Raw genomic sequence first — 26,968 nt, 5'->3', positions numbered from 1 at the left:
GAGCCCCGTCCCCGTCACCCGTAGAGGAAGTGCCCGTGTCGCCCCTGGCGTCGAACCCCCCGGTGCCCGCTGCCACCGACCCCTCGGTGATCCGCAACTTCTGCATCATCGCCCACATCGACCACGGCAAGTCCACGCTGGCGGACCGCATGCTGCAGGCCACCGGCGTCGTGCAGCCCCGCGACATGAAGGCCCAGTACCTGGACCGCATGGACATCGAGCGTGAGCGCGGCATCACCATCAAGTCCCAGGCCGTGCGCATGCCCTGGTCCGTGGACGGGGTGGACTACGCCCTGAACATGATCGACACCCCCGGGCACGTGGACTTCACCTATGAGGTCTCCCGCTCGCTGGCCGCGTGCGAGGGCGCGATCCTGCTGGTGGACGCCGCCCAGGGCATCGAGGCCCAGACCCTGGCGAACCTCTACCTCGCCATGGAGCACGAGCTGGAGATCATCCCCGTGCTCAACAAGATCGACCTGCCCGCCGCGGATCCGGACCGCTACGCGGCCGAGCTGGCCTCCCTGATCGGCTGCGAGCCCGAGGACGTGCTGCGCGTCTCCGGCAAGACGGGCGTCGGCGTCGAGGAGCTGCTGGACCGCGTGGTCCGCGCCATCCCCGGCCCGGAGGGGGACGCGGACGCCCCGGCCCGCGCGATGATCTTCGACTCCGTGTACGACACCTACCGGGGCGTCGTCACGTACGTGCGCGTCGTGGACGGCCGGCTCTCCCCACGGGAGAAGGTCCGCATGATGTCCACGGGCACCACCTACGAGCTCCTCGAGATCGGCGTCTCCTCCCCGGAGCCCGTGCCCACCAAGGGCCTGGCCGCGGGCGAGGTGGGCTACCTCATCACCGGCGTGAAGGACGTGCGTCAGTCCAAGGTGGGCGACACGGTCACCAACCACGCCCACCCGGCGGAGCAGTCCCTGGGTGGCTACGAGGACCCCAAGCCCATGGTGTTCTCGGGTCTGTACCCCATCGACGGCTCGGACTATCCCGTGCTGCGTGACGCCCTGGACAAGCTCAAGCTCAACGACGCCGCGCTCGTCTACGAGCCGGAGACCTCGGTCGCGCTGGGCTTCGGCTTCCGCGTCGGCTTCCTCGGTCTGCTGCATCTGGAGATCGTGCGCGAGCGCCTCGAGCGCGAGTTCGACCTCGACCTCATCTCCACCGCGCCCAACGTGGTCTACGAGGTCACCCGGGAGGACCGTGAGGTCGTCACCGTGACCAACCCCTCCGAGTTCCCCGAGGGCAAGATCCTCGAGGTGCGCGAGCCCATGGCCTCGGCCACGATCATCGTGCCGGCCGAGTTCATCGGCGCCGTCATGGAGCTGTGCCAGGCCAAGCGCGGCAATCTCAAGGGCATGGACTACCTCTCCGAGGAACGCGTGGAGATCCGCTACTGGATCCCGCTGGCCGAGATCGTGTTCGACTTCTTCGACCAGCTCAAGTCCCGCACCAAGGGGTACGCCTCGCTGGACTGGAAGGCCGACGGCGACCAGGTCGCCGACCTCGTCAAGGTGGACATCCTGCTCCAGGGCGAACAGGTGGACGCGTTCTCCTCGATCACCCACAGGGACAACGCCTACGCGTACGGCGTGATGATGACGGGCAAGCTCAAGGAGCTGATCCCGCGCCAGCAGTACGAGGTGCCGATCCAGGCCGCCATCGGCTCGCGCATCATCGCCCGCGAGAACATCCGCGCGATCCGCAAGGACGTGCTCTCCAAGTGCTACGGCGGCGACATCTCCCGCAAGCGCAAGCTGCTCGAGAAGCAGAAGGAGGGCAAGAAGCGCATGAAGATGGTCGGCCGGGTGGAGGTCCCGCAGGAGGCCTTCATCGCCGCCCTGTCCTCTGACGGCGCCGGCGCCGACCAGGCGGCGAAGAAGTAAGTGCCCGCCCTGCCCCTCGGCGAGCCCGTCCCCGACGACGGCCGGCTGCCGGCCGACGTCGGGCGGCGGGTGCGCGCGGCCGCCCGCGACGGCGCGGCGCGCACCTTCAGCCTGTACGTCCACGTGCCGTTCTGCACGGTGCGCTGCGGCTACTGCGACTTCAACACGTACACGGCCGTCGACTTCGGCCCCGGCGCGGGTCGCGGCGACTACTGGGAGTCGGCGGTCGCGGAGCTGGACTTCGCCGCGGACGTGCTCGCGTCCTCGGACGTGCCCGCCCGCCCGCTGCACACGGTGTTCTTCGGCGGCGGCACGCCCACGCTCCTGCCGGCCGCGGACCTCGTGCGCATCCTCCAGGCGGCGGTGGACCGGTTCGGGATCGCGCCCGGCGCGGAGGTGACCACCGAGGCCAACCCAGACACGATCACCCCGGAGTACGCCCGCCAGCTCGCGGCCGGCGGCTTCACCCGCCTCTCCCTGGGCATGCAGTCCGCGGTGCCGCACGTGCTCGCCACGCTCGAGCGCACCCATCGGCCCGAGTCCGTCCCCGCCGCCGTCGCCGCGGCCCGCGAGGCCGGCCTGGAGGTGTCCCTGGACCTGATCTACGGGACCGCGGGGGAGTCCCTCGCCGACTGGCGGGCCACGCTCGAGGCCGCCGTCGTCCTGGCCCCGGACCACGTGAGCGCGTACTCGCTGATCGTGGAGGAGGGCACCAAGCTCGGGGCCCAGGTGGCCCGCGGCGAGGTGGCGGACGTGGACCCCGACGACCAGGCGGACAAGTACCTGCTCGCCGAGGAGCTGCTCAGCGCCGCCGGCTACCGCTGGTACGAGGTGTCCAACTGGGCGCGGGATCCGCGGGGGTCCGGGGTCCACCGCGCGCGGCACAACGTGGCGTACTGGGAGGACCAGGACTGGTGGGGGATCGGCCCGGGCGCGCACTCGCACCTCGCCGGCGTCCGGTTCTGGAACGCCAAGCACCCCGCCGCCTACGCGCAGCGGCTGGCCACGGGGGTCACCCCCGCCGTGGGCCGCGAGCGGCCCGACGCCGACGCGCGGCGCCTCGAGCGCATCATGCTCGCGGTGCGCACGGTGGGCGGGCTCCCGACCGCGGAGCTCGTCTCGGAGACGCCGGGGGAGGCCGCGCGGATCCGCGGGGCGATCGCCGAACTCATCGCCGCGGGCCTGCTGGACGGGCGCGCCGCCGTCGACGGGCGCATCATCCCGACGCTCGAGGGGCGGCTGCGCAACGACGCGATCGTCCGGGCGCTGGCCGGCTTCTGACCGGCCGACCCCGGGTCAGCGCAGGATGCGCAGGTTGAACGGGTACCGGAACGGACGGCCCTTGGACACGTGCGAGGCGCCCATCACGCCGTAGACCGCCATGGCGGCCCACGTGAGCGCGCCGAGGATCGCGAAGATCGGGCCGACCACCGGCAACAGGGACAGGAAGAAGAACAGGAGCGTGATGAGCGTGGGCGGCCCGGAGAAGTTCAGGGCCTCCCGCGACTCCTGCGAGGTGAACGGGCCGCGGTCGCGATAGAGCAGCCACACGACCAGCGGGCCGAGCACGCCGAACGCCAGACTGAGATGGGCCAGCGCCGCGCGGTCACGGTCCTGCTTCGCCGTGAGCGGGGCGCCGCGGCCGCCGGCCGAGACGAGCCAGGCGGGCGGGCCGTGGCCGGTGCGGCCGGCGTCGGGCTGCGCGCGGGTGTTCACGAGGGGCTCCTCCTGGATCGCGGGACCCGCGCGCCGGGGACCGGGCGCAGGGCATGGGCCAGCATAGCGCGGGCGGGCGGGGGCCGCGCCGAGATCAGTGCTCGGGTGCGGCGGTGAGGAAGTCGATGAGCTCCTCCACGCGGCCCAGCAGGGACGGCTCGAGGTCCGCGTACGTGGTGACGTGGGAGAGCAGCCGCTTCCACCCCAGCCCCGTGGCCTCCTTGCTCCCGTGCGGCCAGCCCAGTCCCCGCAGGATCCCCGTCTTCCAGTCCTGCCCCTTCGGCACGACGGGCCACGCGGGGATGCCGAGGACGGAGGGCTTGATGACCTGCCAGACGTCCACGTAGGGGTGACCGAGGATGAGCACGTTGCCCGCGGCGCCCGGCACCCGCATGGCCTCGGCCGCGAGGCGCTCCTCCTTGGACCCGGTGACGAGATGGTCCACGAGGATCCCGAGCCGGCGCCGCGGACCGGGGGCGAACGCACGGATCGCCCCGGCGAGGTCGTCCACGCCGTGCAGGGGCTCCACGACGATGCCCTCGAGGCGCAGGTCCTCGCCCCACACCTTCTCCACCAGCTCGGCGTCGTGCACGCCCTCCACCCAGATGCGAGAGGCGCGGGCAGTGCGGGCCCGCGCCCCCTCGACCCGTCGCGAGCCGGAGGCGGTGCGGGCCGGCGCCGCCGGGGCCGCGGCGGTCGGGGGGACCAGGGTCACGGGCTCGCCGTCGATCCAGAAGCCGCCGCCGAGGGGGAAGCCGCGGCGCACGCCGCGGCGGTCCTCCAGGACCACCACGTGCACGCCGCCGGAGCGCTCGATGCCGATCACGGCCCCGGTGAACCCGGAGGCCACGTCCTCGACCACCGTGCCGGGGGTGGCGGGCACATCGGGGACGGTCCGGGCGGGGCGGCGCGTCAGGTCGTCGTGGCCCGCGGGGCCCCAGCTGCTCCAGTCCATGGGAGAGCACGGTAGCAACGGGGGCGGGCGATCACCGTGAGCGAAGCCGTGCGGGCCGGTCGGGTCGTCCCCCGGGTCGGACGGTAGCATTGGCACTTGACCCGCCGGAGTGCCAGCCAGGGGCACCTCCGGGGTCGCCCCGGATCCCGACGGACCAGAGGAGGACCGAGATGTCGGAGCAGCCCCGCCGCCTGCAGGTGCTCCAGGCGATCGTGGAGGACTACGTGGCGCTGCGCGAGCCCGTGGGCTCCAAGGCGCTCGTGGAACGGCACGCCCTGGGCGTGTCCTCCGCGACCGTGCGCAACGACATGGCTGCGCTCGAGGAGGAGGGTCTCATCGTGGCCCCGCACACCTCCGCCGGGCGCGTCCCCACGGACAAGGGCTACCGCGTGTTCGTCGACCGCCTCTCCGAGGTGAAGCCGCTGTCCCCGGCCGAGCGCCGGGCCGTGCGGACCCTGCTGGACCCGGAGACGGACACCGAGCACATGATGGAGTCCACGGTGCGCCTCCTGGCCCAGCTGACCCAGCAGGTCGCCGTCGCGCAGTTCCCCCACGAGGACGGCTCCACGATCCGCCACCTCGAACTGGTCTCCCTCGCGCCCACGCGCGTGCTCGTGGTCCTCATCCTGTCCACGGGGCGGGTGGACCAGCGGCACGCCGTGCTGGACCGTCCGGTCGACGAGGCGGAGCTGTCCGTGCTCCGCGGCCTCCTGCTGGACGCCCTGCTGGGGCTCGGTCCGGTGCAGGCGGCCACCGTGGTGGACGACGTCGTCACCCGGGTCCGCCCGGAGCACCGGCAGTCCGCCGCCCTCGTGGCCGCGGCCGTCCACGACCTGCTCGAGGCCGGCCGGCAGGACCGCATCGTCCTGGCCGGCACCGCCAACCTGGCCCGCTCCCCGGGGGACTTCGGCGCGTCCATCGGGCCGATCCTGGAGGCGCTTGAGGAGCAGGTGGTGCTGCTGCGCCTGCTCACGGAGATGGAGCAGGACGCCCACGGGGTGTCCGTGCGGATCGGCTCCGAGAACGCCGGATCGCTCGCGGACACCTCGGTGGTCGCGGCCGCCTACGGCCCCGGCGCCGTGGCGAAGGTCGGCGTCATCGGTCCGACCCGGATGGACTACCCGGGCACCATGGCCGCCGTCCGGGCGATCGCCCGCTATCTCTCCCGCATCCTGACCACCTGACGCGCCTCCACGCGTCCTGGCGGGCCCCGTCCCGCATCGCCCCACGTCCCGCTCTCCCCGAGAGGAATCCCCACCGTGACCGACCACTACGAGACGCTCGGCGTCAGCCGTGACGCCAGCACCGAGGAGATCCGCCGCGCCTACCGCAAGCTCGCGCGCACCCACCACCCGGACGTCAACCCCGACCCGGAGGCGGCCGAGCAGTTCAAGCGCATCTCCCACGCCTACGAGGTGCTCTCGGACGAGGGCCGGCGCCGGGCCTACGACACGACGGGCAACGAGAACGGCCAGGCCGGCTTCCCGGGCGGCTTCGGCGGGGCGGGCGGCTTCGGGGGCTTCGCCGACATCTTCGAGACCTTCATGAACGCCGCCGGCCAGGGCGGCCGCGGCGGCCCCGCCAGCCGCGCCCGCCGCGGCCAGGACGCCCTGGTGACCGCGCGGATCGACCTGCGCGACGCCGTCTTCGGCGGCGAGCAGACGATCGAGCTGGACACGGCCGTGCGCTGCGATCGGTGCGAGGGCTCGTGCTGCGAGCCCGGCACCCAGCCGGAGACCTGCCAGACCTGCCATGGCCACGGCATGATCCAGCGCCCCGTGCGGTCGCTGCTGGGCACCGTCATGGCCACCGAGGCCTGCCCCGCCTGCCAGGGGTTCGGCACCGTCATCCCGACGCCCTGCCACGAGTGCGACGGGCAGGGCCGCGTCCGCACCCGGACGCCGCTGACCCTGCGCATCCCCGCGGGCGTGGACGACGGCACCCGCATCCACCTCGCCGGCCGCGGCGAGGCCGGCCCGGGCGGCGGCCCGAACGGCGACCTCTACGTGGAGATCGCGGTCCGCCCGGACGAGACCTTCCGCCGCGAGGGCGACCACCTGGCCACCACCGTGACCGTCCCCATGGCCGCCGCGGCCCTGGGCACCACCGTCACGCTGGACACCCTGGACGGCAAGCAGTCCCTCAGCCTGGACCCGGGCGTGCAGTCCGGCCACGTCGAGGTCCTCCACGGCCTGGGCGTCGGTCGCCTGCGCGGGCAGGGCCGTGGCGACCTCAAGGTGGACGTGGTGGTCACCACGCCCACCGACCTGGACGACGAGCAGCGCCAGCTCCTGGAGCGCCTGGCCGAGGTGCGCGGCGAGGAGGTCGTGCACGGCGCACCCCAGGCCAAGGGCATGTTCGCCCGGCTGCGGGAGAACCTGAGGAACCTGTGACCGCCCCCCTGTTCCACCTCGAGCCGGGCGCCCTGGCCGGCGCGAGCGCGGGCGCGGAGGTCGTCTTCGACGGCGCCGAGGCCCGGCACGCCGCCGCGGCCATGCGCCTGGCCCCCGGGGAGGCCGTGCTCCTGGCCGACGGGTCGGGCACGCTCGGCCACGGCACCGTGCTCGCGGCCGCCCCGGACGCGGTGTCCGTGCGGCTGGACGCGGTGGCGGAGGAGCCGGCGCCCACCCCGGCGCTCGTGCTCGTCCAGGCCCTCGCCAAGGGCGACCGGGACCTCATGGCGGTCCAGGCCGCCGTCGAGCTCGGCGTGGACGCCGTGGTGCCCTGGGAGGCGGAGCGCTCGATCGTCCGCTGGAAGGGCCCCAAGGCCGCCAAGGCCCGCCAGAAGTGGGCGGACACGGCCCGCGCGGCCGCCAAGCAGGCGCGTCGCGCCCGGGTGCCCGCGGTCCGGGACCACGTCTCCGGGACGGCGGTCGCCGGGCTGGCCTGGGACGACGACGGCGGCCGGCTCGTCCTCGTGCTGCACGAGGACGCGGAGCACGGGGTGTCCGCGGTGCCGGCGGAGCGACTCTCCGCGGCCGTCGAGATCGCCGTCGTCGTGGGCCCCGAGGGCGGGATCGGCCCGGCCGAGCTCGAGGCCTGCGTGGCCGCGGGGGCCGTGCCGGTGCGGCTCGGCCCGCACGTGCTGCGCGCCTCCACGGCCGGCCCCGCCGCCCTCGCCGTGCTCCAGCACCGGCTCGGCCGCTGGTGAGCCCCGGCAGGACGGCGCGCCGACGCCTAGACTGGTCGGGATGTCCCGCCCCCGCGACCCCGAGGTGATCCGCCCCATCGTGACCGTGCCCCCCACGACCCCGACCCCGCCCGCCACCGCGCACGAGGGGGTGGCGTTCGAGTCCGCCGACCTCATGGTCCGCACGCTCGGACCGCAGGACGCCCTGCTGCGGATCCTCGGCGGCGTGTTCCCCACCGTGGACGTCACGGTCCGCGACCAGCGGCTGGACCTGGCCGGGCCGGTGGCCGAGGTGGCCACGGTGCGGCGCGTCGTCGAGGACCTGCGCTCGATCGCCCGCCGCGACCAGGCCGTCACCCCCGAGGTGATGGGCCAGGTGGTCCACCACGTCCGCGACGCCGCCACCGGGCGCGGCGCGGGTCAGCTGCACCTGGACTCGATCCTCTCGGGCCGGGGCCGCCGCATCCGCGCGAAGACCCTGCACCAGCAGGACTACGTGGAGGCGATCGACCGCTCCACCGTCGTCTTCGGCATCGGCCCGGCCGGCACCGGCAAGACCTACCTGGCGATGGCCAAGGCGGTGCAGGCGCTGCAGGCCAAGGAGGTCAACCGGATCATCCTCACCCGCCCGGCCGTCGAGGCCGGCGAACGGCTCGGCTTCCTGCCCGGCGGGCTCTCCGAGAAGATCGACCCGTACCTGCGCCCCCTGTACGACGCGCTGCACGACATGATCGAGCCCGAGTCGATCCCGCGGCTGATGGAGGCCGGGACCATCGAGGTCGCCCCGCTGGCGTACATGCGCGGCCGCACCCTGAACGACGCGTTCGTGATCCTCGACGAGGCCCAGAACACCACCGGCGAGCAGATGAAGATGTTCCTGACCCGCCTCGGCTTCGGTGCGCGCATGGTCGTCACGGGCGACACCTCGCAGGTGGACCTGCCGCGCGGCACCCAGTCCGGCCTGGCCCAAGCCGTCGAGGTGCTCGAGGGGATCGAGGGACTGGAGATGGTCCGCTTCGACTCCTCGGACGTGGTCCGGCACTCGCTGGTGAGCGCCATCGTGGACGCCTACGACGCCGCCCGCGGCCCCGCGGAGCGGTCCCAGAAGCGAGGAGGGGCCCGCCGTGGCCGTTGAGATCCTGAACGAGTCGGGGATCGAGGTCCCCGAGGACGCGCTGCTGCGCATGGCCCGGCACGTGTACGCGCGCCTGCACGTCCACGAGCGCGCCGAGACGGCCGTGACCGTCGTGGACGCCGCACGCATGGCCGAGCTGCACGAGGAGTGGATGGACCTGCCCGGGCCCACCGACGTGATGAGCCTGCCCATGGACGAGCTGACCCCCGGCTCGCCCGAGGCGCCGGCCGAGGGCGTGCTGGGCGACGTCGTGCTCTGCCCCGAGGTCGCCGCCGAGCAGGCGGCGCGCGGCGGGCACTCCCGTGACGATGAGCTGCTCCTGCTGCTCACCCACGGCATGCTCCACCTGCTCGGGTACGACCACGTCGAGGACGCCGAGCGCGAGGAGATGTTCACGCTCCAGGATCGGCTCGTCTCCGAGGTCCTCGGCCGGCCCGCCCCGGCCCCCACCGTCGAGGATTGACGGCACCGCCCATGCTGACACCCGCCGTCCTCTTCGCCCTCTTCCTGGTCTTCCTCGGCCTGACCTGGACGCTGTCCCTGGCCGAGTCCGCGTTCTCCTACCTCTCCCGGCGGGACGCGGAGGACATCGTCCGCGAGCGGCCCGGCTCCAAGGTCCTGGAGATCGCCCGCGAGCGGGAGAGCCACCTCGGCGCCCTGCGGGTCTGGCGCTTCGTGGCCGAGGCCCTGTCGGCCGTCTGCCTGACCGCGGCCGCCGACGCGGTGGTGGACGACACGTGGCTCGCCGTGGCGATCGCCGCGGTCGTGCTCGTGGGCGTGGCCGCCCTGCTGGGCGTCTGGAGCCCGCGGCCGATCGGCTCCCGCAACGAGGCCGCCGTCGCCCGCCGCCTGGGCGGCCTCGTGTGGGTGCTCCGCCGGGCCCTGGGCCCGCTCGCCGCCCGCCTGGACCGGGACCGGCGCCGTCGCGAGGTCGAGCCGGAGGACGAGGACGACTTCCAGGAGCGCCACCTGCGCGAGTTCGTCGCCCGCGCCCACGACGCGGACGTGCTCGCCGACTCCGAGGCGGAGCTGATCCAGTCGGTGTTCTCCATGAACGACACCATCGTCCGCTCCGTCATGGTGCCGCGCACCGACGTCGTCACGATCGACGCCGACCACACGCTCGGGCAGGCCATGGCCCTGTTCCTGCGCTCCGGCAACTCCCGCATCCCGGTGATCGGCGAGGACGCCGACGACATCCGGGGCATGCTGCACCTCAAGGACGTCACCCGCGCCCTGCACCACGACGGCGCTGCGACCGACACCCCCGTCACCGAGGTCATGCGCGACGTCCGCTTCGTCCCCGAGTCGAAGTCCGTGGCCACCCTCCTGCAGGAGCTGCAGCGCGAGTCCACCCACGTGGCCGTGGTGGTGGACGAGTACGGCGGCACTGCGGGGCTCGTGACCCTCGAGGACCTCATCGAGGAGATCGTCGGGGAGATCTACGACGAGGACGACCAGCCGGACCGCCCCGAGGTGGAGTTCGTCGCGCCCGGCGTCTACTCCGTCGACGCGCGCATGGGCATCCACGACTTCCGGGAGGAGTTCGAGCTGCCGGAGGAGGACGAGGACGACGACGTCGACACGGTCGGCGGCCTCCTCGCCAAGGAGCTCGGCCGCGTCCCGATCCAGGGCTCGCGCGTCGTGGTCCAGGGGATCGAGCTCGTCGCGGACACCCTCGAGCCCCGCCGCAACCGGGTCGCGCGCCTGCGCGTCTCCGAGACCCCCGACCGCCCGGTGCGGCTGCGCCGGCGCGAGGAGCAGGCCCACGGCGCCGCACCCGCCGACCCCGTGGCCTGAGCCGGCCGCCCCACCCCACGCCCCGCCTGACAAGGATGACCCCATGACCGATCTCGTCGATCCGGCCCGCGCCGCGGACGGCTTCCGTTCCGGCTTCGTCTCGCTCGTGGGCCGGCCGAACGCCGGCAAGTCCACGCTCACCAACGCGCTGGTGGGGGAGAAGGTGGCGATCACCTCCTCCAAGCCGCAGACCACGCGCCACACCATCCGCGGGATCGTCCACCGCGAGGACTTCCAGCTCGTGCTCGTGGACACCCCGGGCCTGCACCGGCCCCGCACCCTGCTCGGCGAGCGCCTCAACGACCTCGTGGCGGAGACGCTCAACGAGGTCGACGCCGTGGGCATGTGCCTGCCGGCCGACGAGGCGATCGGTCCCGGCGACCGGTTCATCGCCCAGCAGCTCTCGTACCTGCACCGCACCCCGGTGGTCGCCGTGGTGACGAAGACGGACAAGGTGGGCCCGGAGCAGCTCATGGCGCAGCTCGTGGCCGTGACCGCGCTGGGCGACGAGGTCCTCGGGCCGGAGAACGGCGGGGAGGGCTTCGCGGCCGTCGTGCCGGTCTCGGCGGTGGCCGGCCGCCAGGTCGACGACGTCCTGGGCGTCTTCGCGGGCCTGCTGCCGGCCGGGCCGTCCCTGTACCTCGACGGCGAGCTCACGGACGAGCCGGAGGCGGTCATGGTCGCCGAGCTCATCCGGGAGGCGGCCCTGGAGGGAGTGCGCGACGAGCTGCCGCACTCGGTGGCCGTGGTGGTCGAGGAGATGTCCCTGCGCGAGGACCGCCCCGCGGATCGGCCCCTCATGGACGTGTGGGCGAACGTCTTCGTCGAGCGGGACAGCCAGAAGGGCATCATCATCGGCAAGGGCGGCTCCCGGCTGCGTGAGATCGGCGCGCAGGCGCGGGCGGGCATCGAGCGCATGCTCGGCACCAAGGTGCACCTGGACCTGCGGGTCAAGGTCGCCAAGGAGTGGCAGCGCGACCCCAAACAGCTCGGCCGACTCGGCTTCTGAGCCGGAGGCCCGACCCGGGCGCGCACGCGCCGGAGCGGGCCGCCGTCGTCGTGCGTCACACGGGGACGGCCTCCTGTGGCCCGGCCCACCTCGGTGCTAGGGTCGGGGCATGTCCCTCCGCCTCGCGACGACAGCGCCGGCCACGGCCCGCCTGCTACTTCCCGGCCGCACGGGGTCCCCGTGCCAGGCCGTGATCCACGCCGCCTGAGCGCATGCGGAGGCAGGACGCCTCCCACCGGACCGGACACCCCGTGCGGAGCCCCTGACCTCCCGGTCCGGCCACCGACCACCCACCTTTCGCGCGCCCGCCGCGCGCACGTCGAGGGAGAACACGCATGAGCGCTCACCTGCAGAAGTCGTCGGGGATGAAGTTCCACAAGTACGTCCCGTTCCAGGACCAGATCGAGGTCGCCCTGCCGGACCGCACCTGGCCGGACAAGGTCATCGAGAAGGCGCCGCTGTGGTGCGCCGTGGACCTGCGCGACGGCAACCAGGCCCTGATCGACCCCATGGGCCCCGAGCGCAAGCTGCGCATGTTCCAGCTGCTCGTCGGCATGGGCTTCAAGGAGATCGAGGTCGGCTTCCCGTCCGCCTCGCAGACCGACTACGACTTCGTCCGTCAGCTCATCGAGGGCGACCACATCCCGGACGACGTCACCATCCAGGTCCTCACCCAGTCCCGTGAGCACCTGATCGAGCGCACCTTCGAGGCGCTCGAGGGCGCCGACCGGGCCATCGTGCACCTGTACAATTCGACGTCGGTGCTGCAGCGCCGCGTGGTGTTCCGGCAGGACGAGGACGGGATCGTGGACATCGCGACCTCCGGCGCGCGCCTGGTGAAGAAGTTCGAGGAGCAGCTGAGGGGCACGCAGATCACCTACGAGTACTCGCCCGAGTCCTACACGGGCACCGAGCTCGAGTTCGCCCGGCGCATCTCGGACGAGGTGGCCACGGTCCTGGAGGCCTCCACCGACCGCAAGATGATCCTGAACCTGCCGGCGACGGTGGAGATGTCCACCCCGAACGTGTACGCCGACTCGATCGAGTGGATGCACCGCAACCTGGAGCACCGCGACTCGCTCATCCTCTCCCTGCACCCGCACAACGACCGCGGCACGGGCGTGGCCGCCGCCGAGCTGGGCTACCTGGCCGGGGCGGACCGCATCGAGGGGTGCCTGTTCGGCAACGGCGAGCGCACCGGCAACGTCGACCTGGTGACGCTGGGCATGAACCTGTACTCGCAGGGCATCGACCCCATGATCGACTTCTCCGACATGGACCACATCAAGCGCACGGTCGAGTACTGCAACCAGCTGGCCGTGCCCGAGCGCTCGCCCTGGGGCGGCGACCTCGTCTTCACGGCCTTCTCCGGCTCACACCAGGACGCCATCAAGAAGGGCTTCGAGGCGATGGAGGTCGACGCGAAGGCGGCCGGCACGGACGTGGACGGCATCCCGTGGGCCGTGCCGTACCTGCCCATCGACCCGAAGGACATCGGCCGCTCCTATGAGGCCGTCATCCGGGTGAACTCGCAGTCCGGCAAGGGCGGCGTCGCCTACCTGCTCAAGTCCGAGCACAATCTGGACCTGCCGCGCCGCGCGCAGATCGAGTTCTCCCACGTCATCCAGGATCTGGCCGACTCCCAGGGCGGCGAGGTCTCCGGCGCCGACCTGTGGCGCGTGTTCCAGGACGAGTACCTGCCCGCCGACGCGGCGGAGGCGCAGTGGGGCCGCTACCGGCTCCGCTCGGTCTCCTCGGCCTCCGGTGAGGACGGCGCGTTCCGGATGGAGGCCGAGCTCGAGGTCGACGGCGTCACGCAGACCCGCACGGCGCAGGGCAACGGCCCGATCGACGCGTTCCTGCGCATCCTCGGCGAGGAGGGCGTGGACGTCCGCGTGCTCGACTACTCCGAGCACGCACTGTCCGAGGGCGGCGCGGCCATGGCCGCCGCCTACGTGGAGGCGGCCGTGGGCGACCGTGTCCTCTGGGGCGTCGGCCTGGACCACAACACCACCACCGCCTCGCTGAAGGCCGTGGTGTCCGCGGTGAACCGCGCCCTGCGCGCGTGAGCGGCTCCGGCTCCTCCCGGCGGGGTGCGCGGCACGGCGGCTACGCGGCGAACTCGTTCCGCACCGAGGCCATCGTGCTGCGCACCCACCGTCTGGGGGAGGCCGATCGCATCATCGAGGCGCTCACCCCCGAGCACGGCCTGGTCCGGGCCGTGGCCAAGGGGGTGCGCAAGACCTCCTCCCGGCTGGGCTCGGTGGTGGAGCCGTTCATGCACTCCACGCTCCAGCTCGCACGCGGCCGGGGGGAGCTGCACACCGTGAGCCAGGCGCAGCTGCTGCACCCGTACGCAACGATGCTGGCCGCTGACTACGACGCCTACACCGTCGCCGGCGCCCTCGCCGAGGCCGTCGAGCGGGTCCCCGCGGTCGACGACGACGGCCGGCGCGCCCAGTACCGCCTGTTCCACGGCGCGCTGGCCGCGCTGGCCCGCGGCGCGCACGACCCGCGCCTGATCCTGCACTCGTTCCTGCTGCGCGCGCTCGCCCAGGCCGGCTGGGCCCCGACCTTCGACCGGTGCGCCCGCTGCGGCGCCCCCGGCCCGCACACGGCACTGCACGTGGGCCTCGGCGGGGCCGTCTGCCCCGAGTGCAGGCCGCCCGGTGCCGCTCACCCGGCCCCGGAGACCCTCGACCTGCTCTCGGCCCTCGCGGCGGGGGACTGGGCCACCGCGGACGCCTCCGGGGCCCCCGCCCGCCGCGAGGCGGCCGGTATCGTGGCGGCGTACCTGCAGTTCCACGCCGAGCGGCGCCTGGTGTCCCTGTCCGTCCTGGACCAGGACCTCGGCCTCCCCGCCCCGCGCGTCGAGAGGAGACCATGAGCGCCGACCGAGCCCCGCAGCCCCCACCGCCGCACCCCTCGGGTGCGGTCGCCCCGCGGATCGATCCGCGTTTCGTGCCCCGGCACGTGGCGATCGTGATGGACGGCAACGGACGGTGGGCCAACCAGCGCGGCCTGCCCCGCACCGAGGGCCATCGGGCCGGCGAGGCGGCGCTGCTGGACGTCGTCGCCGGGGCGGTGGAGCTGGGGATCGGCCACGTGTCCGCGTATGCGTTCTCCACGGAGAACTGGCGGCGCTCGGCGGAGGAGGTCCGCTTCCTCATGGGCTTCTCCCGGGACGTGCTGCGCCGGCAGCGGGACACCCTGCACTCGTGGAACGTGCGGATCCGGTGGAACGGGCGGGCCCCGCGCCTCTGGACCCCCGTGATCCGGGAGCTGCAGGAGGCCGAGGAGCTCACGCGCCACAACACCGGCACCACCCTGCACATGTGCGTGAACTACGGCAGCCGCGCCGAGATCCTGGACGGCGTCCAGGCCATCGCCGAGGAGGTCCGGGCCGGCCGGATGCGGCCGGGGGAGATCAGCGAGGACGTCATCACCCGCTACCTCGACCGCGGCTTCCGCACGGGTCAGGACGTCGACGTCGTCCCGGACGTGGACCTGTTCCTGCGGACCTCGGGGGAGCAGCGCCTGTCCAACTACCTGCTGTGGCAGTCCGCCTACGCGGAGCTGCTGTTCCTGGACGTGCTGTGGCCGGACGTCGACCGGCGGACCCTGTGGGCCGCCGTCGAGACCTACGCCCGACGGGACCGCCGCTACGGCGGCGCCGTGGACACCCCTCAGCCGGCGCCGTCGTCCGGCGCGCCGGACTCGGCCTCGGACGCCGACGGCGGCGCGTAGGCCCCCAGCCACGTGAGCGTCGCGGCACCGGCCGCCTCGCGCACCGACGCGGGGGAGGCGAACACGTCGTGCAGCGCGTCGGGGAGCCGGTGGACGGTCACCCGGTCGCCGAGCCGCAGGGAGCGGCGGGCCATGGCGTCGGGGTCCAGGACGATGTCCGAGGTCAGCATCGCCTCGGCGTAGGACGTGCCCCGATGCCCGCGCGCGGAGACGAGCACGAGGATCGGCACGGTGACGTCGAGCCGCCCGGCCACGGCCCGGTGCCCCGAGAGGACCGCGCTCAGCCAGGCGGCCGGCACCTCGAACGCGTGCGGGGGACGCCAGAGCGGGTGCAGGTCCCATTCGCCCTCGGCCTGGTCCGAGAGGGTGCGCCAGTAGTGGTCGATGCGCGGCAGCGTGAGCATGGCGTAGGGCTTCATGGCGGAGACGGGCCCCACGATGGACTTCGCCAGCAGGCGCACCCCCGCGCTGCCCTGCATCTCCAGCCACGGGCTGTTGAGCACGAGCGCGGCGAGGCGGCCGGGATTCCGGTCCGCCCACAGCGCGGCGATCAGCCCGCCGGTGGAGTGTCCCATGAGGATGGGCGGCAACGGGTGGTCCTGGGCGATGGTCTCGAACGCGGCCTCGAGGTCCGCGTCGTAGCGGGCCAGGTCGTCCGTCCAGCCGGGCGTCTGTCCCGTGCGCAGCGAGCGGCCGTAGTGGCGGAGGTCGACGGCGTGGAAGGCGTAGCCGGCGGCCTCGAACGCGTGGGCGAGCGGGGCGTTGTAGAAGTAGTCGCTCCAGCCGTGCACCGAGAGGATGGGCCGCCGGGCCGGGTCACGGGCGGCGTCGGTGCGCGGACGCACCACTGTGACAAGGTTCTGTCCTTGTTCATCGGTGTCGAGGCCGAGCGTGCATCGTTCGAAGCCCGGCAGCCCGTCCGGGACCCAGCCCAGGCCCGGCGGATCGTCGAGGAACGGGCGGGTGTCCTCCTCCGTCGGTCCGCCGGCGGGTGCGCCGTGCGGGGCGGAGGGGTCCGGGGGCGGCGGCTGGATCGGGTCACGGGCCATCCGACCACTCTAGGAGGACCCCGGACGGGCGGGAGGCCCGTGCGAGGATGGGGGCATGCAGCTGCCTGATCCCAAGTCCGCCGTCGACGGCCTCCTGACCTCCCGCGCGCCTCGCCTGTACCCGCCCTTCTTCCGTGCCGTGTTCGGCGGCATGGACGCGGAGCAGGCGCACCATCGGGGCTTCGACGCGATCCGGCTGGTCGAGCGCACCGGGGCGTCCGCCGCCCTGCGCGCCGCCTTCCGCCCGGACCCGCTGCTCGCGCGCACGGTCATGGGCCTGCGGTTCCCGACGCCCTTCGGCCTGGCCGCGGGGTTCGACAAGGACGGCCGGGGGACCGCCGCCCTGGCCGACCTCGGGTTCGGCCACATCGAGGTCGGCACGATCACGGCGCAGCCGCAGCCCGGCAACCCGCAACCGCGACTGTTCCGTCTCGTGGACGACCGGGCGCTGGTCAACCGCATGGGCTTCAACAACGACGGCGCGGCGGCCGTCGCCCCCCGCCTGGCGCGGACCCGGCAGACACTGGAGCGCCGCTTCGGCCCGGCCCGGCCGGTCCTGGGCGTGAACATCGGCAAGACCAAGGTGGTCCCCCTCGAGGACGCGGCGGACGACTACCGGGCCTCGACCCGCCTGCTCGCGCCCCACGCCGACTACCTGACGGTCAACGTGTCCTCGCCGAACACGCCGGGGCTGCGCCAGCTGCAGGAGATCGACGCGCTGGAGCCGATCCTCACGGCGGTGCGCGAGGAGGCCGACCGTGCGGTCCCGGACCGTCGCGTGCCGCTGACCGTGAAGATCGCCCCGGACCTGGCGGACGACGACGTGCGCGCCGTCGGGGCGCTCGCCGAGCGCCTCGGGCTCGACGGCGTCATCGCGACCAACACGACCGTCTCCCGGGAGGGCCTGCGCACCCCGCGTGCCGACGTGGACGCCCTGGGCGCGGGCGGCCTGTCCGGCGCCCCGCTCCAGGAGCGGTCGATGCGGGTGCTGGAGGTCCTGCGGACGGCGCTGCCGACGGGCACCGCCGTCGTCAGCGTGGGCGGGGTGACGGACGCCGACGACGTCCAGGCCCGGCTCGACGCGGGCGCGGACCTCGTCCAGGGTTACACCGCGTTCCTCTACGAGGGGCCGTTCTGGGCCGGCCGGATCACCGCCGGGCTGGCGCGGTCCCTGCGGGGCTGACGGTCTGCTCGCCGGGGCCGCGACGGCCCGGACCCACCGGGGTCCGGGCCGTGGCGCGGTGTCGTGTCAGGCGGGGTACTCGCCCCGCTTGACCTGGGGCTTGGGCAGACGCAGGCGGCGGAACTGCAGGGCCCGCATGATGCCGTAGAAGCCGGTCCCGGGCTCCGGCGTGCCGAAGCGCTCCGTCAGGCCCTTCTTGATGTGCCGGCTGACCAGGAAGCTCTCGATGAGCACGAGGGCCACGAGGACGTACAGGCTGATCATCAGGATCAGCTGCGCCTCGCGGCCGGGGATGAACATGAGCAGGACGTAGGCGAAGACGACGGGCATGAGCCACTCGCCGATGCCGGTGCGCGCGTCCACGTAGTCACGGACCCAGCGCTTCTGCGGTCCCTTGTCGCGTGCCGGGAGGCCGCGCTCGTCCCCGGTCTCCAGCGCGGCGCGCTGGCGCATCCGCTCCTGGGCCATCGCCTGACGCTCGGCCCTGCGGGCCGCCTTGCGATCTTCGGGGACCAGGGTGCGACGGCGCGCGGCCTCCTGGTCGCGGCGCCGTGGAGTCGGGCCCTTCTTGCCCTGCGAGCGGTCGCGCGGCCCGGCCTCGGCCACGGCGGCGCCCTCGGCGGGAGCGGCCGAGGAGCCGTGAGTCGAGGGGGCGGGCGCGGTCTCGGGGATCTTGTCTCGCTTGAACACCCGTCCAGTCTAGTGGTGGGGCGCGTCCGGCCTGGCCGGAGGCGCGGCCCTCGGCCCGGCCGCCGTCTACGCTGGCCGTCATGACTGACATCACCTCCCGTGCGCCGCAGGACGCGGCCCTCGTCTCCGCCGTCCGTGAGGCCGTCGAGGCCCGTTTCCCGACGACCCTCCAGACCCTCACCGACCTCGTGGCGATCCCGGGCATCGCCTGGGACTCCGCGGACCGCGCCCAGCTCGAGCGGTCCGCGGAGGCCGTCGCGGGCCTGCTGCGCGAGGCGGGCCTGCAGGATGTGGAGATCGTGACCGAGACCCGCGACGACGACCGGCCTGGCGGGCCGGCGGTGATCGGCGAGAAGCCCGGCGCCTCCGACAAGCCCACCGTCTTGTTGTATGCCCACCATGATGTGCAGCCGATCGGGGACGAGGACCTCTGGGACACCCCGCCGCTCGTGGCCACCGAGCGCGGCGGGCGGCTGTACGGCCGCGGCGCCGCCGACGACAAGGCCGGCATCATGGTCCACCTCGCCGCTTTCGCCGCCCTGCGGGACGTCCTGCCCGACGCCGGCGTCGGCGTCCGCGTCTTCATCGAGGGCGAGGAGGAGGCCGGCTCGCCCACCTTCCGCACCTTCCTGGAGAAGCACCGGGCGCGCCTCGACGCCGACGCGATCGTGGTCGCGGACTCGTCCAACTGGGCCGTGGGGGAGCCCGCGCTGACCACCTCCCTGCGCGGGCTGGTGGACGGCACGGTGACCGTCCGGGTGCTCGACCACGCCGTGCACTCCGGCATGTTCGGCGGGCCGGTCCTGGACGCCGTCGTCCTGCTCTCGCGGCTGATCGCCACGCTCCACGACGCGGACGGCGCGGTCGCCGTGCCCGGCCTCGAGCCGCGGCAGACCGCGGGCCTGGACTACCCTGAGGACGTCTTCCGTGCGGACGCGGGCGTGCTGGACGGGGTGACCCTGGCCGGCCGCGGCCCGGTCGCGGACCGGCTGTGGAACGCTCCTGCGCTGAGCATCATCGGGATCGACGCGCCCTCGGTCGCGGAGTCCTCGAACACGATCCAGCCCGCGGCGCGCGCGAAGTTCTCGCTGCGCCTGGGCCCCGGCATGGAGCCCGCGGAGGCCTTCGAGGCGCTGCGCACCCACCTGGAGGCGCAGTCCGCGGCGGTGCTCGGCGCGGAGATCACGGTCACCGAGGGGGAGTTCGGTCAGCCGTTCACGACGGACACCTCGGCCCCCGCCGCGGCCGCGATGATGGCCGCCCTGGAGGACGCCTGGGGCGTCGAGCCCCGGGCGATCGGCATGGGCGGCTCCATCCCGTTCACCGCGGACCTCGCCAGGGTCTTCCCGGAGGCCACCCTCCTCATCACGGGCGTGGAGGACCCGGACACGCGGGCGCACTCGGCCAACGAGTCGCTGCACATCGACGACTTCAAGCGGGCCGTCGTGGCCGAGGCGCTCTGGCTCGCGCGGCTCTCCGCGTGAGCGCCGCCCGGCCCGTCGGTGCGGCGGGCCGGGAATGCCCCGTGGGCGGCTAGTGTTGCCCGGGAGACCACACGCGCGTGACGGCCCCGTCCGCGCCCCATGATCTGAGGAGGTCACGATGGCTCTGTCCGCAGAGGAGACCGGCGTCGAGATCGGCGCAACCCAGGACGCCGAGGGCCTGCCCCCGCACGAGGTCGAGTTGACCGACGTGGCGGCCGGCAAGGTGCGCTCGCTGCTCGAGCAGGAGGGTCGCACGGACCTGCGGCTGCGCGTCGCCGTGCAGCCGGGCGGCTGCTCTGGCCTGATCTACCAGCTCTACTTCGACGAGCGCGTCCTCGACGGCGACACCGTCCGTGACTACGACGGGGTCGAGGTGATCGTCGACAAGATGAGCGTGCCCTATCTCATGGGCGCGACCATCGACTTCGAGGACACCATCTCGAAGCAGGGCTTCACGATCGACAACCCCAACGCGGGCGGCTCGTGCGCCTGCGGCGACTCCTTCCACTGATCTGCGGGCGCCCGGAGCGCCTCGGACCGCGAACCGGCGGGTCGGCCTCGGCCGGCCCGCCGTCGTCGTGCCCGGGCGTCGCACCCAGGAGGCTCGGACCCGACTCCCAGACACGATCGGCACGTGTCACGGTGCGGAGAATCCGCGCGTTTCGGCTTAGACTGGCTCTGAATCATCAGGGCATACCCGTGCTCCCTGCGAGGACGCTGCGAGAAGTCGCCGAATCGCCGGGGGAGCGGGGACGCCCCTCGCACACGAGATGAAGAGGAAGGCCGTCTGTGAGAGCACAGAATGACGCCGGACGTCGGACTCGCCGCCGCTGGACCGCCGGTGCCGTGGGCACCACGGCGCTCCTGGTGCTGACCGGCTGTTCGGCAGAGGTCCAGCGCGGCTGGTACCCCGGCACCCGGGACACCACCAACCACAACGCCCAGCTCACCGACCTGTGGGTGAACTCCTGGATCGCGGCCCTGGTCGTGGGCCTGCTCGCCTGGGGCGCCATGATCTGGTGCATGGTGGCCTACCGCCGCCGCAAGAACGACCAGGGCTTCCCGAAGCAGACGGCCTACAACGTGCCGCTCGAGACCATGTTCACGGCCATCCCGATTCTGATGGTCTTCACCCTCTGGGGCTTCACCGACCGCGTCCAGACCGAGGTCGACCGCCCCGTGGACGACTCGCCGCTGACCGTCACCGTGTACGGCAAGCAGTGGTCCTGGGACTTCAACTACTCCTACGAGCAGGAGAACGGCGAGGTCATCGAGGCCCACTACTCCGGCATCCAGGCCCAGCTGGACGGCACCGAGGGCGTGCGTGACACCCTTCCGGTCCTGTACCTGCCGAACGACGTGCCGGTGCACTTCGAGCTGAAGTCCCGCGACGTGGCGCACTCCTTCTGGATCCCGCAGTTCCTCCAGAAGCGCGACATGATCCCCGGCAAGACCAACCACCTCTACCTGACCCCCCAGGAGCTGGGCAGCTACGACGGCAAGTGCGCCGAGCTGTGCGGCGAGTACCACTCCGAGATGCTCTTCAACGTCGAGGTCGTGGACGAGGCCGAGTTCGTGGACCGCCTCGAGGAGATGGAGCCGGGTCAGGTGGGCGAAGAGTACAGCCGCAACCCCAACAACAACCCTGACGGCGCCGGGACGATGGAGCGCGATCTCCAGACCCCCCGCGGTGGAGGTAGCCACTGATGACCACTTACGAGTACGCAACGGATGAGGTGCGCTCACAGGCGCAGCCTCGTGTGGTGCCCCGTTCGCTGGGCAAGATCGTCGTCAGCTGGCTGACGACGACCGACCACAAGGTGCTCGGGTACATGTACCTGATCACGTCCTTCATCTTCTTCTGCATCGGCGGCGTCATGGCCCTCATGATCCGCGCGGAGCTCTTCGAGCCCGGCATGCAGATCCTGCAGACGAAGGAGCAGTACAACCAGCTGTTCACCATGCACGGCACGCTCATGCTGCTCATGTTCGCGACCCCGCTCTTCGTGGGCTTCGCCAACGTGCTGGTGCCGCTGCAGATCGGCGCTCCGGACGTGTCCTTCCCGCGTCTGAACGCCCTGGCGTTCTGGTTCTTTCTGTTCGGCTCGCTCATCGCGACCGCCGGCTTCCTCACCCCGCAGGGTGCGGCCTCGTTCGGCTGGTTCGCCTACGCCCCGCTCTCCAACACCACGTACTCGCCGGGCGTCGGCGGTGACCTCTGGGTGTTCGGTCTGGTCCTCCAGGGCTTCGGCACGATCATGGGCGGCGTCAACTTCATCACCACGATCCTGACGATGCGTGCTCCTGGCATGACGATGTGGCGCATGCCGATCTTCACCTGGAACACGCTCATCACCGGCATCCTGATCATGGTGGCGTTCCCGCCGTTTGCCTCCGCGCTCTTCGCGCTGGGCCTGGACCGTCGCTTCGGCGGCCACATCTTCAACCCGGAGAACGGCGGCGCCATCCTGTGGCAGCACCTCTTCTGGTTCTTCGGCCACCCCGAGGTGTACATCATCGCCCTGCCGTTCTTCGGCGTCGTGTCGGAGATCATCCCGGTGTTCTCCCGCAAGCCGATCTTCGGCTACAAGTCCATCGTGTTCGCGACGACGGCGATCGCCGCGCTCTCCGTGACGGTGTGGGCGCACCACATGTACGTGACCGGCGCCGTGCTCCTGCCGTTCTTCTCCGTGATGACCATGCTCATCGCGGTCCCGACCGGCGTGAAGTTCGTGAACTGGATCGGCACCATGTGGCGCGGTTCGATCACCTTCGAGACCCCGATGCTGTGGACGCTCGGCTTCATGGTCACCTTCCTGTTCGGTGGCCTGACCGGCGTCATCCTGGCGTCGCCGCCCCTGGACTTCCAGGTGTCCGACACGTACTTCGTCGTGGCGCACTTCCACTACGTCGTCTTCGGCACCGTGGTGTTCGCGATGTTCGCCGGCTTCTTCTTCTGGTGGCCGAAGTTCACCGGCAAGATGCTGAACGAGCGTCTCGGCAAGATCCAGTTCTGGATGCTGTTCGTGGGCTTCCACGGCACGTTCCTGATCCAGCACTGGCTCGGTGTCATCGGCATGCCCCGTCGCTACGCGGACTACATGGTGGAGGACAGCTTCCAGGCGATGAACGCGTTCTCCTCGGTGTTCTCCTTCGTTCTCGGCGCGTCGCTGATCCCGTTCTTCTGGAACGTCTACATCACCTCGCGCTATGGCAAGAAGGTCACCGTGGACGACCCGTGGGGCTTCGGCGCCTCGCTCGAGTGGACCACTTCGTGCCCGCCGCCGCGGCACAACTTCCACTCCCTGCCGCGCATCCGCTCCGAGCGTCCGGCGCTGGATCTGCACCACCCGGAGCTCTTCCCGCACTCGCCTCAGAACACGTCTGAGGCCTTCGGAGAGAAGGTCGCCCAGTGAAGGTCGCAGCCAACATCTTCTGGATCATCGGCCTGTTCTTCATCGCAGCCGCCACCCTCTACGGGTTCTGGGTCGAGTGGACCGAGTGGGCAGGCATCCCGGCCATCTACGCCGTGGGCGGGATGTCCTGGATGATCGCCTGGTACCTGCGGGCCGCCGAGCACAAATACGGCGTCGGCCCTGCAGATGACGAGGACGGTCAGATCGTCGAGTACGCCGGCACCTACGGCACCTTCGCTCCCTGGAGCTGGTGGCCCCTGGGCCTCGGCCTGGGCTGCGCGATCATCGTGACCGGCCTGGCCGTCGGCTGGTGGGTCTTCATCATCGGCATCGTCGCCGCCGCCTACTTCACCTTCGGGTGGGTCTACGAGTTCTCTCGGGGCAAGTACGCCCACTGACCTCGGGTCGATCACGCAGCGCCACCGGCGCTGACGACGACGGCGGGCCGGTCCTCTTCGGAGGGCCGGCCCGCCGTCGTCGTGCCCCCGGACGCTGAGCCCCGGCGCTTTCGTGCGGGAAACGGGAGCCTTCCCGAACGCTTTCGTCCGGGAAACGGGAGCCTCGCCAGGCCCCTCTGGATGGGAAGCGAGTATCGAGCGGCCCGAATCCGCCGAGGCCGGGGAGAGCTCCCAGGAGGCCGACGACGACGGCACGGGGGTCTGGACGGTGGCGGGGGCGTGGACCGGGCGCAGATCTCGATCACACCGTCCTCCCGGTGTGGATCGGCCGACGACGTCGCATGGGCACGAGCGGGTGGCCGGCCCGCGCGGACGCCGCCTCGGCCTGGAACGGGGGATGATCCTCAGCCCGCGAGCCACAGGGCTCGCGTCCTGGCTCCGACATGATCGTGACCCGGGTCGCGGGGCACGTCCCGCAGCCTCTTCACCGTCACCAGTGGGCGGCCCGGCGCCGAGTCTCGTCCAGCGGTCTCCGTTGGTCAGCTCGTGCAGGCCCTCGCCGGCCTCGACCTCACATGGACCCGGCCGAGGAACGACGCGATCACGCGGCCCTGGTCGGCACGGTGGCGGCCGCGAGGTACTGGCAGAGGAGCCCGACGGAGAGGACGTGCTGGCAGCGCACCCGAGCATCCGAGCGGTCCTGGAGACGGAGGCGGAGTACGTGCTGGGCTCAGGGCCGGCCCGCCAGGGGGCTCGTCCGCGGGCAGACTCCCGGTGGGTGATCGACGGCTGGGAGCGAGAAGGCCGGAGTTCGCTGCCCGGGCACTCCCGAGGCGTCCTCGAGGCCGGGGCGCGGGTGGAGCGGCGGGAGGAAGCCCGCGCAGCGGCAGGAATCCCGCAGACCCCACGGCGAACCGGTACGGGATCTGGTGGTCGATCCCGGTGGCCATCGTCGCAAGCGTCTCGCAGGTGCCTGCGGGGTTGGATCTCATCGGAGACGACTCCGGGGCGGGGACGGCCGCCGTGACCCCGTGGAACGATGTCGGACGTACGTACAAGGTGACCAGCCCGGGTGACCGGGCCCGGCTGTGGCGTAGCGTCCCTCTGGACGTGAGCGCCTCCAGGCGGCACGACTGGCACCGGGTGACCGGGGACCGAGTGGCAGGGGACCGGGAGGGCGGGTCGATGGTTGCACCCGGATCGGAAACGTGGAGCCCAGGAGTGGGATGCGCTCCACCTGACGGCACTCGGCTGCCTCGCCTCCGCCGCGCGCTGCCTGCCCGTCGCCTCGGGCGTCGCGACCGTGCTCGCCGGGTGGAACCCGGGCACGACGCTGTGGCTGACCGACGTCGTCCGACCCGCGCATGCACCCGTGCAGGGGTGGCGCCGGGACCCCGACGACGGCGCGTGGGTCTGGCGTCCAGATGCGCCGGACGACGCTTCCAGGGGAGGAGAACGGCCGGTTCGGCGTGGCCCGGTCGCAGGCTGAGAACCCGCAGCCTCCCGTATCCCGAACGAAAGCACCGCCGGAGGCTCCCGTTTCCCGGACGAAAGTGTCCAGACACAGAGGACGCGAAGGGGCGGGAGTCCGGACAGCGGAAGGCCCCGCACACCGAGCGGTGTGCGGGGCCTTCTGCGTCCGAGAGGATCCGCGGTCAGCCGTCGATCTTCGGGTTGTGCGAGCTCGGGTCGGCGCCCAGCTCGTGGTGGCCGCCGTCCTCGTGGCCATGCTGCCCGTGGGTGCGGGCCTCCACCAGCTCCTCGCGGGAGACCGGGGCGACGCGTTCCTGGTAGAACATGCGGTTCAGGCCGGCACGGGCCTTCTCCAGCATGCCCACCTTGCCGTTGCGGCCGGGGATGGCCGGCACCGGGCGACGATCCTCGAAGGACACCAGGCGGTACAGCTCGTAGTCGGTGAGCTGACGGTGCCGCTCGTGGAAGCCGCCCTCGGGGGACATCTCGATGACACCGGCCTCGTGGCCGTGGAGCACGAGCTCACCGTCCTTGCGCTGCAGGGAGAGGCAGATGCGGCGGGTGACGATGAAGGCGATCACCGGGCCGAGGAAGAACAGCGCGCGCAGCACGTACAGCACGTCGTTCAGGGAGAGGCGGAAGTGGGTGGCGATGAGGTCCGAGGACGCGGCCGCCCACATGACGCAGTACCAGACGACGGCGGCCACGCCGATCCCCGTGCGCGCCGGAGCGTTGCGCGGACGGTCGAGCAGGTGGTGCTCGGTGTCGTCCTTGGTGATCCACCGCTCGATCCAGGGCCAGGTGACCATGCCGATGAGCAGGACGCCGACCGGGATCAGCGGCACCAGCACACCCATGGGCAGCGACACCGAGGAACCCCACGGCATCGGGACGTTCCACAGGAAGGAGTAGTCGCCGATCATGCCCGGCATCAGGCGCAGGGCGCCGTCGAACACGCCGATGTACCAGTCGGGCTGAGTGCCGGCCTGCACGGGGGAGGGATCGTACGGACCGTAGTTCCAGTTGGCGTTGATCGTCACCGTGGAGGCGATGAGCGCGAGCACACCGAACACGATGAAGAAGAAGCCGCCGGCCTTGGCCGCGTACACCGGGCCGACCGGGTAGCCGACCACGTTGTTCTCGGTGCGGCCCGGGCCCGGGTACTGAGTGTGCTTGTGCACGACCACCATGAACAGGTGGATGCCGATCAGCAGCAGGATGGCGGCCGGCACGACCATGATGTGCAGAGCGTACAGGCGGCCGATGATCGAGTGGCCGGGGAACTCGCCGCCGAAGAAGAAGGCGGAGAGGTAGGTGCCCACGATCGGCAGCGACTTCAGGATGCCGTCGATGATGCGCAGGCCGTTGCCGGAGAGCACCTCGTCGGGCAGGGAGTAGCCGGTGAAGCCGGCGGCCCAGCCGGCCATCAGCAGGAAGCATCCGACCACCCAGTTCAGCTCACGCGGGCGACGGAACGCGCCGGTGAAGAACACGCGCAGCATGTGGACGGACATGGCCGCCACGAACATCAGCGCCGCCCAGTGGTGCAGCTGCCGCATGAACAGACCGCCGCGCACGTCGAACGAGATGTCGAGGGTGGAGGCGTAGGCCGCGGACATCTCGATGCCGCGCAGCGGGGCATAGGCCCCGTTGTAGACGACCTCCGACATGGAGGGGTCGAAGAAGAACGTGAGGAACGCGCCGGACAGCAGCAGGATGACGAAGCTGTACAGGGCGACCTCGCCGAACATGAACGTCCAGTGGTCCGGGAAGATCTTGCGGGCGAAGAACTTCACGATCGGCGACATCCCCGTGCGGGTGTCGACGAAGTTCGCGATGCGGCCGGTCGAGGTCGCCGGCTGGAACTCATTCACGGTGGTGCTCATAG

23 protein-coding genes are annotated in these 26,968 nt (G+C 72.1%); 18 read left to right on the top strand and 5 right to left on the bottom strand.

Annotated features, from left to right (window positions below):
- Nucleotides 1-35: 35 nt before the first annotated feature.
- Both lepA and hemW read left to right on the top strand, forming a co-directional pair.
- A complete protein-coding gene (gene lepA / locus ACFI33_RS00415) occupies nt 36-1,895 on the top strand; it encodes a translation elongation factor 4 (protein WP_010078615.1) in 1,860 nt (619 codons plus the stop codon).
- Entirely contained in the window at nt 1,896-3,176 is a 1,281-nt protein-coding gene (hemW, locus tag ACFI33_RS00410; protein WP_462623639.1) for a radical SAM family heme chaperone HemW, read from the top strand.
- A 15-nt stretch (nt 3,177-3,191) separates the two neighbouring features.
- Here hemW and ACFI33_RS00405 read toward each other — a convergent pair whose 3' ends face one another.
- Together ACFI33_RS00405 and ACFI33_RS00400 are read right to left on the bottom strand one after the other, a co-directional pair.
- Complete coding sequence (locus tag ACFI33_RS00405) at nt 3,192-3,611, bottom strand: DUF4870 domain-containing protein (RefSeq protein ID WP_002854682.1); 420 nt, start codon at nt 3,609-3,611, stop codon at nt 3,192-3,194.
- Between the two features lie 94 nt (nt 3,612-3,705).
- Nucleotides 3,706-4,566 carry a DUF3097 family protein gene (locus tag ACFI33_RS00400; protein ID WP_010078617.1) on the bottom strand — a complete coding sequence of 287 codons (861 nt, stop codon included), beginning with the start codon at nt 4,564-4,566 and terminating at the stop codon, nt 3,706-3,708.
- A gap of 170 nt (nt 4,567-4,736) precedes the next feature.
- Between ACFI33_RS00400 and hrcA the strand changes: the two genes are divergently transcribed.
- The 10 genes from hrcA (at nt 4,737) to ACFI33_RS00350 (ending at nt 15,387) form a co-directional block, all read left to right on the top strand.
- Nucleotides 4,737-5,750: a heat-inducible transcriptional repressor HrcA gene (gene hrcA, locus ACFI33_RS00395; RefSeq protein ID WP_036317200.1), complete on the top strand. Its 1,014-nt coding sequence runs from the start codon at nt 4,737-4,739 to the stop codon at nt 5,748-5,750.
- 75 nt (nt 5,751-5,825) lie between these two features.
- Nucleotides 5,826-6,959, top strand: coding sequence for a molecular chaperone DnaJ (gene dnaJ / locus ACFI33_RS00390; RefSeq protein ID WP_036317203.1), 1,134 nt, complete (start codon nt 5,826-5,828; stop codon nt 6,957-6,959).
- Nucleotides 6,956-7,717, top strand: a complete 762-nt coding sequence (locus ACFI33_RS00385; RefSeq protein WP_041103735.1) for a 16S rRNA (uracil(1498)-N(3))-methyltransferase — start codon at nt 6,956-6,958, stop codon at nt 7,715-7,717. Before dnaJ ends, ACFI33_RS00385 begins: the two co-directional genes overlap by 4 nt.
- Nucleotides 7,718-7,757: 40 nt before the next feature.
- Nucleotides 7,758-8,831: a PhoH family protein gene (locus tag ACFI33_RS00380; RefSeq protein ID WP_036336560.1), complete on the top strand. Its 1,074-nt coding sequence runs from the start codon at nt 7,758-7,760 to the stop codon at nt 8,829-8,831.
- The gene (gene ybeY, locus ACFI33_RS00375) at nt 8,821-9,294 is read left to right on the top strand and encodes an rRNA maturation RNase YbeY (RefSeq protein WP_010078622.1); all 474 of its coding nucleotides are present in this window, start codon (nt 8,821-8,823) and stop codon (nt 9,292-9,294) included. The genes ACFI33_RS00380 and ybeY overlap by 11 nt, the downstream gene beginning before the upstream one ends.
- Nucleotides 9,295-9,305: 11 nt before the next feature.
- Nucleotides 9,306-10,631, top strand: a complete 1,326-nt coding sequence (locus tag ACFI33_RS00370) for a hemolysin family protein (protein ID WP_061867296.1) — start codon at nt 9,306-9,308, stop codon at nt 10,629-10,631.
- A gap of 43 nt (nt 10,632-10,674) precedes the next feature.
- Complete coding sequence (gene era / locus ACFI33_RS00365) at nt 10,675-11,640, top strand: GTPase Era (protein ID WP_144919204.1); 966 nt, start codon at nt 10,675-10,677, stop codon at nt 11,638-11,640.
- Between the two features lie 335 nt (nt 11,641-11,975).
- Nucleotides 11,976-13,709, top strand: a complete 1,734-nt coding sequence (leuA, locus tag ACFI33_RS00360; RefSeq protein ID WP_144919203.1) for a 2-isopropylmalate synthase — start codon at nt 11,976-11,978, stop codon at nt 13,707-13,709.
- Complete coding sequence (gene recO / locus ACFI33_RS00355) at nt 13,706-14,527, top strand: DNA repair protein RecO (protein ID WP_069941924.1); 822 nt, start codon at nt 13,706-13,708, stop codon at nt 14,525-14,527. The genes leuA and recO overlap by 4 nt, the downstream gene beginning before the upstream one ends.
- Nucleotides 14,524-15,387 (top strand): isoprenyl transferase, encoded by an 864-nt coding sequence (locus ACFI33_RS00350; protein ID WP_049161858.1) that lies wholly within the window; start codon nt 14,524-14,526, stop codon nt 15,385-15,387. Before recO ends, ACFI33_RS00350 begins: the two co-directional genes overlap by 4 nt.
- Here the strand turns inward: ACFI33_RS00350 and ACFI33_RS00345 are convergent.
- Nucleotides 15,327-16,436: an alpha/beta hydrolase gene (locus tag ACFI33_RS00345; RefSeq protein WP_073116435.1), complete on the bottom strand. Its 1,110-nt coding sequence runs from the start codon at nt 16,434-16,436 to the stop codon at nt 15,327-15,329. The genes ACFI33_RS00350 and ACFI33_RS00345 overlap by 61 nt on opposite strands.
- Nucleotides 16,437-16,491: 55 nt before the next feature.
- Between ACFI33_RS00345 and ACFI33_RS00340 the strand changes: the two genes are divergently transcribed.
- A complete protein-coding gene (locus tag ACFI33_RS00340; RefSeq protein WP_152743875.1) occupies nt 16,492-17,619 on the top strand; it encodes a quinone-dependent dihydroorotate dehydrogenase in 1,128 nt (375 codons plus the stop codon).
- Nucleotides 17,620-17,685: 66 nt separating this feature from the next.
- Here the strand turns inward: ACFI33_RS00340 and ACFI33_RS00335 are convergent, their stop codons facing one another.
- Entirely contained in the window at nt 17,686-18,309 is a 624-nt protein-coding gene (locus ACFI33_RS00335) for a DUF3043 domain-containing protein (protein WP_170748146.1), read from the bottom strand.
- A gap of 80 nt (nt 18,310-18,389) precedes the next feature.
- On the opposite strand from ACFI33_RS00335, the gene ACFI33_RS00330 reads away from it, so the two are divergent.
- The 5 genes from ACFI33_RS00330 (at nt 18,390) to ACFI33_RS00310 (ending at nt 23,607) form a co-directional block, all read left to right on the top strand.
- Nucleotides 18,390-19,793: a dipeptidase gene (locus ACFI33_RS00330; RefSeq protein WP_170748147.1), complete on the top strand. Its 1,404-nt coding sequence runs from the start codon at nt 18,390-18,392 to the stop codon at nt 19,791-19,793.
- 118 nt (nt 19,794-19,911) lie between these two features.
- Nucleotides 19,912-20,304, top strand: coding sequence for an iron-sulfur cluster insertion protein ErpA (erpA, locus tag ACFI33_RS00325; RefSeq protein ID WP_002854644.1), 393 nt, complete (start codon nt 19,912-19,914; stop codon nt 20,302-20,304).
- A 278-nt stretch (nt 20,305-20,582) separates the two neighbouring features.
- Nucleotides 20,583-21,500 carry an aa3-type cytochrome oxidase subunit II gene (gene ctaC, locus ACFI33_RS00320; RefSeq protein WP_041103759.1) on the top strand — a complete coding sequence of 306 codons (918 nt, stop codon included), beginning with the start codon at nt 20,583-20,585 and terminating at the stop codon, nt 21,498-21,500.
- Nucleotides 21,500-23,209, top strand: coding sequence for an aa3-type cytochrome oxidase subunit I (gene ctaD / locus ACFI33_RS00315; RefSeq protein WP_101962534.1), 1,710 nt, complete (start codon nt 21,500-21,502; stop codon nt 23,207-23,209). Before ctaC ends, ctaD begins: the two co-directional genes overlap by 1 nt.
- Nucleotides 23,206-23,607 (top strand): cytochrome c oxidase subunit 4, encoded by a 402-nt coding sequence (locus ACFI33_RS00310; protein WP_002854636.1) that lies wholly within the window; start codon nt 23,206-23,208, stop codon nt 23,605-23,607. The genes ctaD and ACFI33_RS00310 overlap by 4 nt, the downstream gene beginning before the upstream one ends.
- A gap of 1,655 nt (nt 23,608-25,262) precedes the next feature.
- Here ACFI33_RS00310 and qcrB read toward each other — a convergent pair.
- Nucleotides 25,263-26,966 (bottom strand): cytochrome bc1 complex cytochrome b subunit, encoded by a 1,704-nt coding sequence (qcrB, locus tag ACFI33_RS00305; protein WP_336574965.1) that lies wholly within the window; start codon nt 26,964-26,966, stop codon nt 25,263-25,265.
- Between the last annotated feature and the right edge of the window lie 2 nt (nt 26,967-26,968).

Source organism: Micrococcus sp. PSi08 (assembly GCF_054960655.1).
Note: the sequence above shows the minus strand (reverse complement) of the source record. Positions and strands in the feature narration are given on the sequence as shown.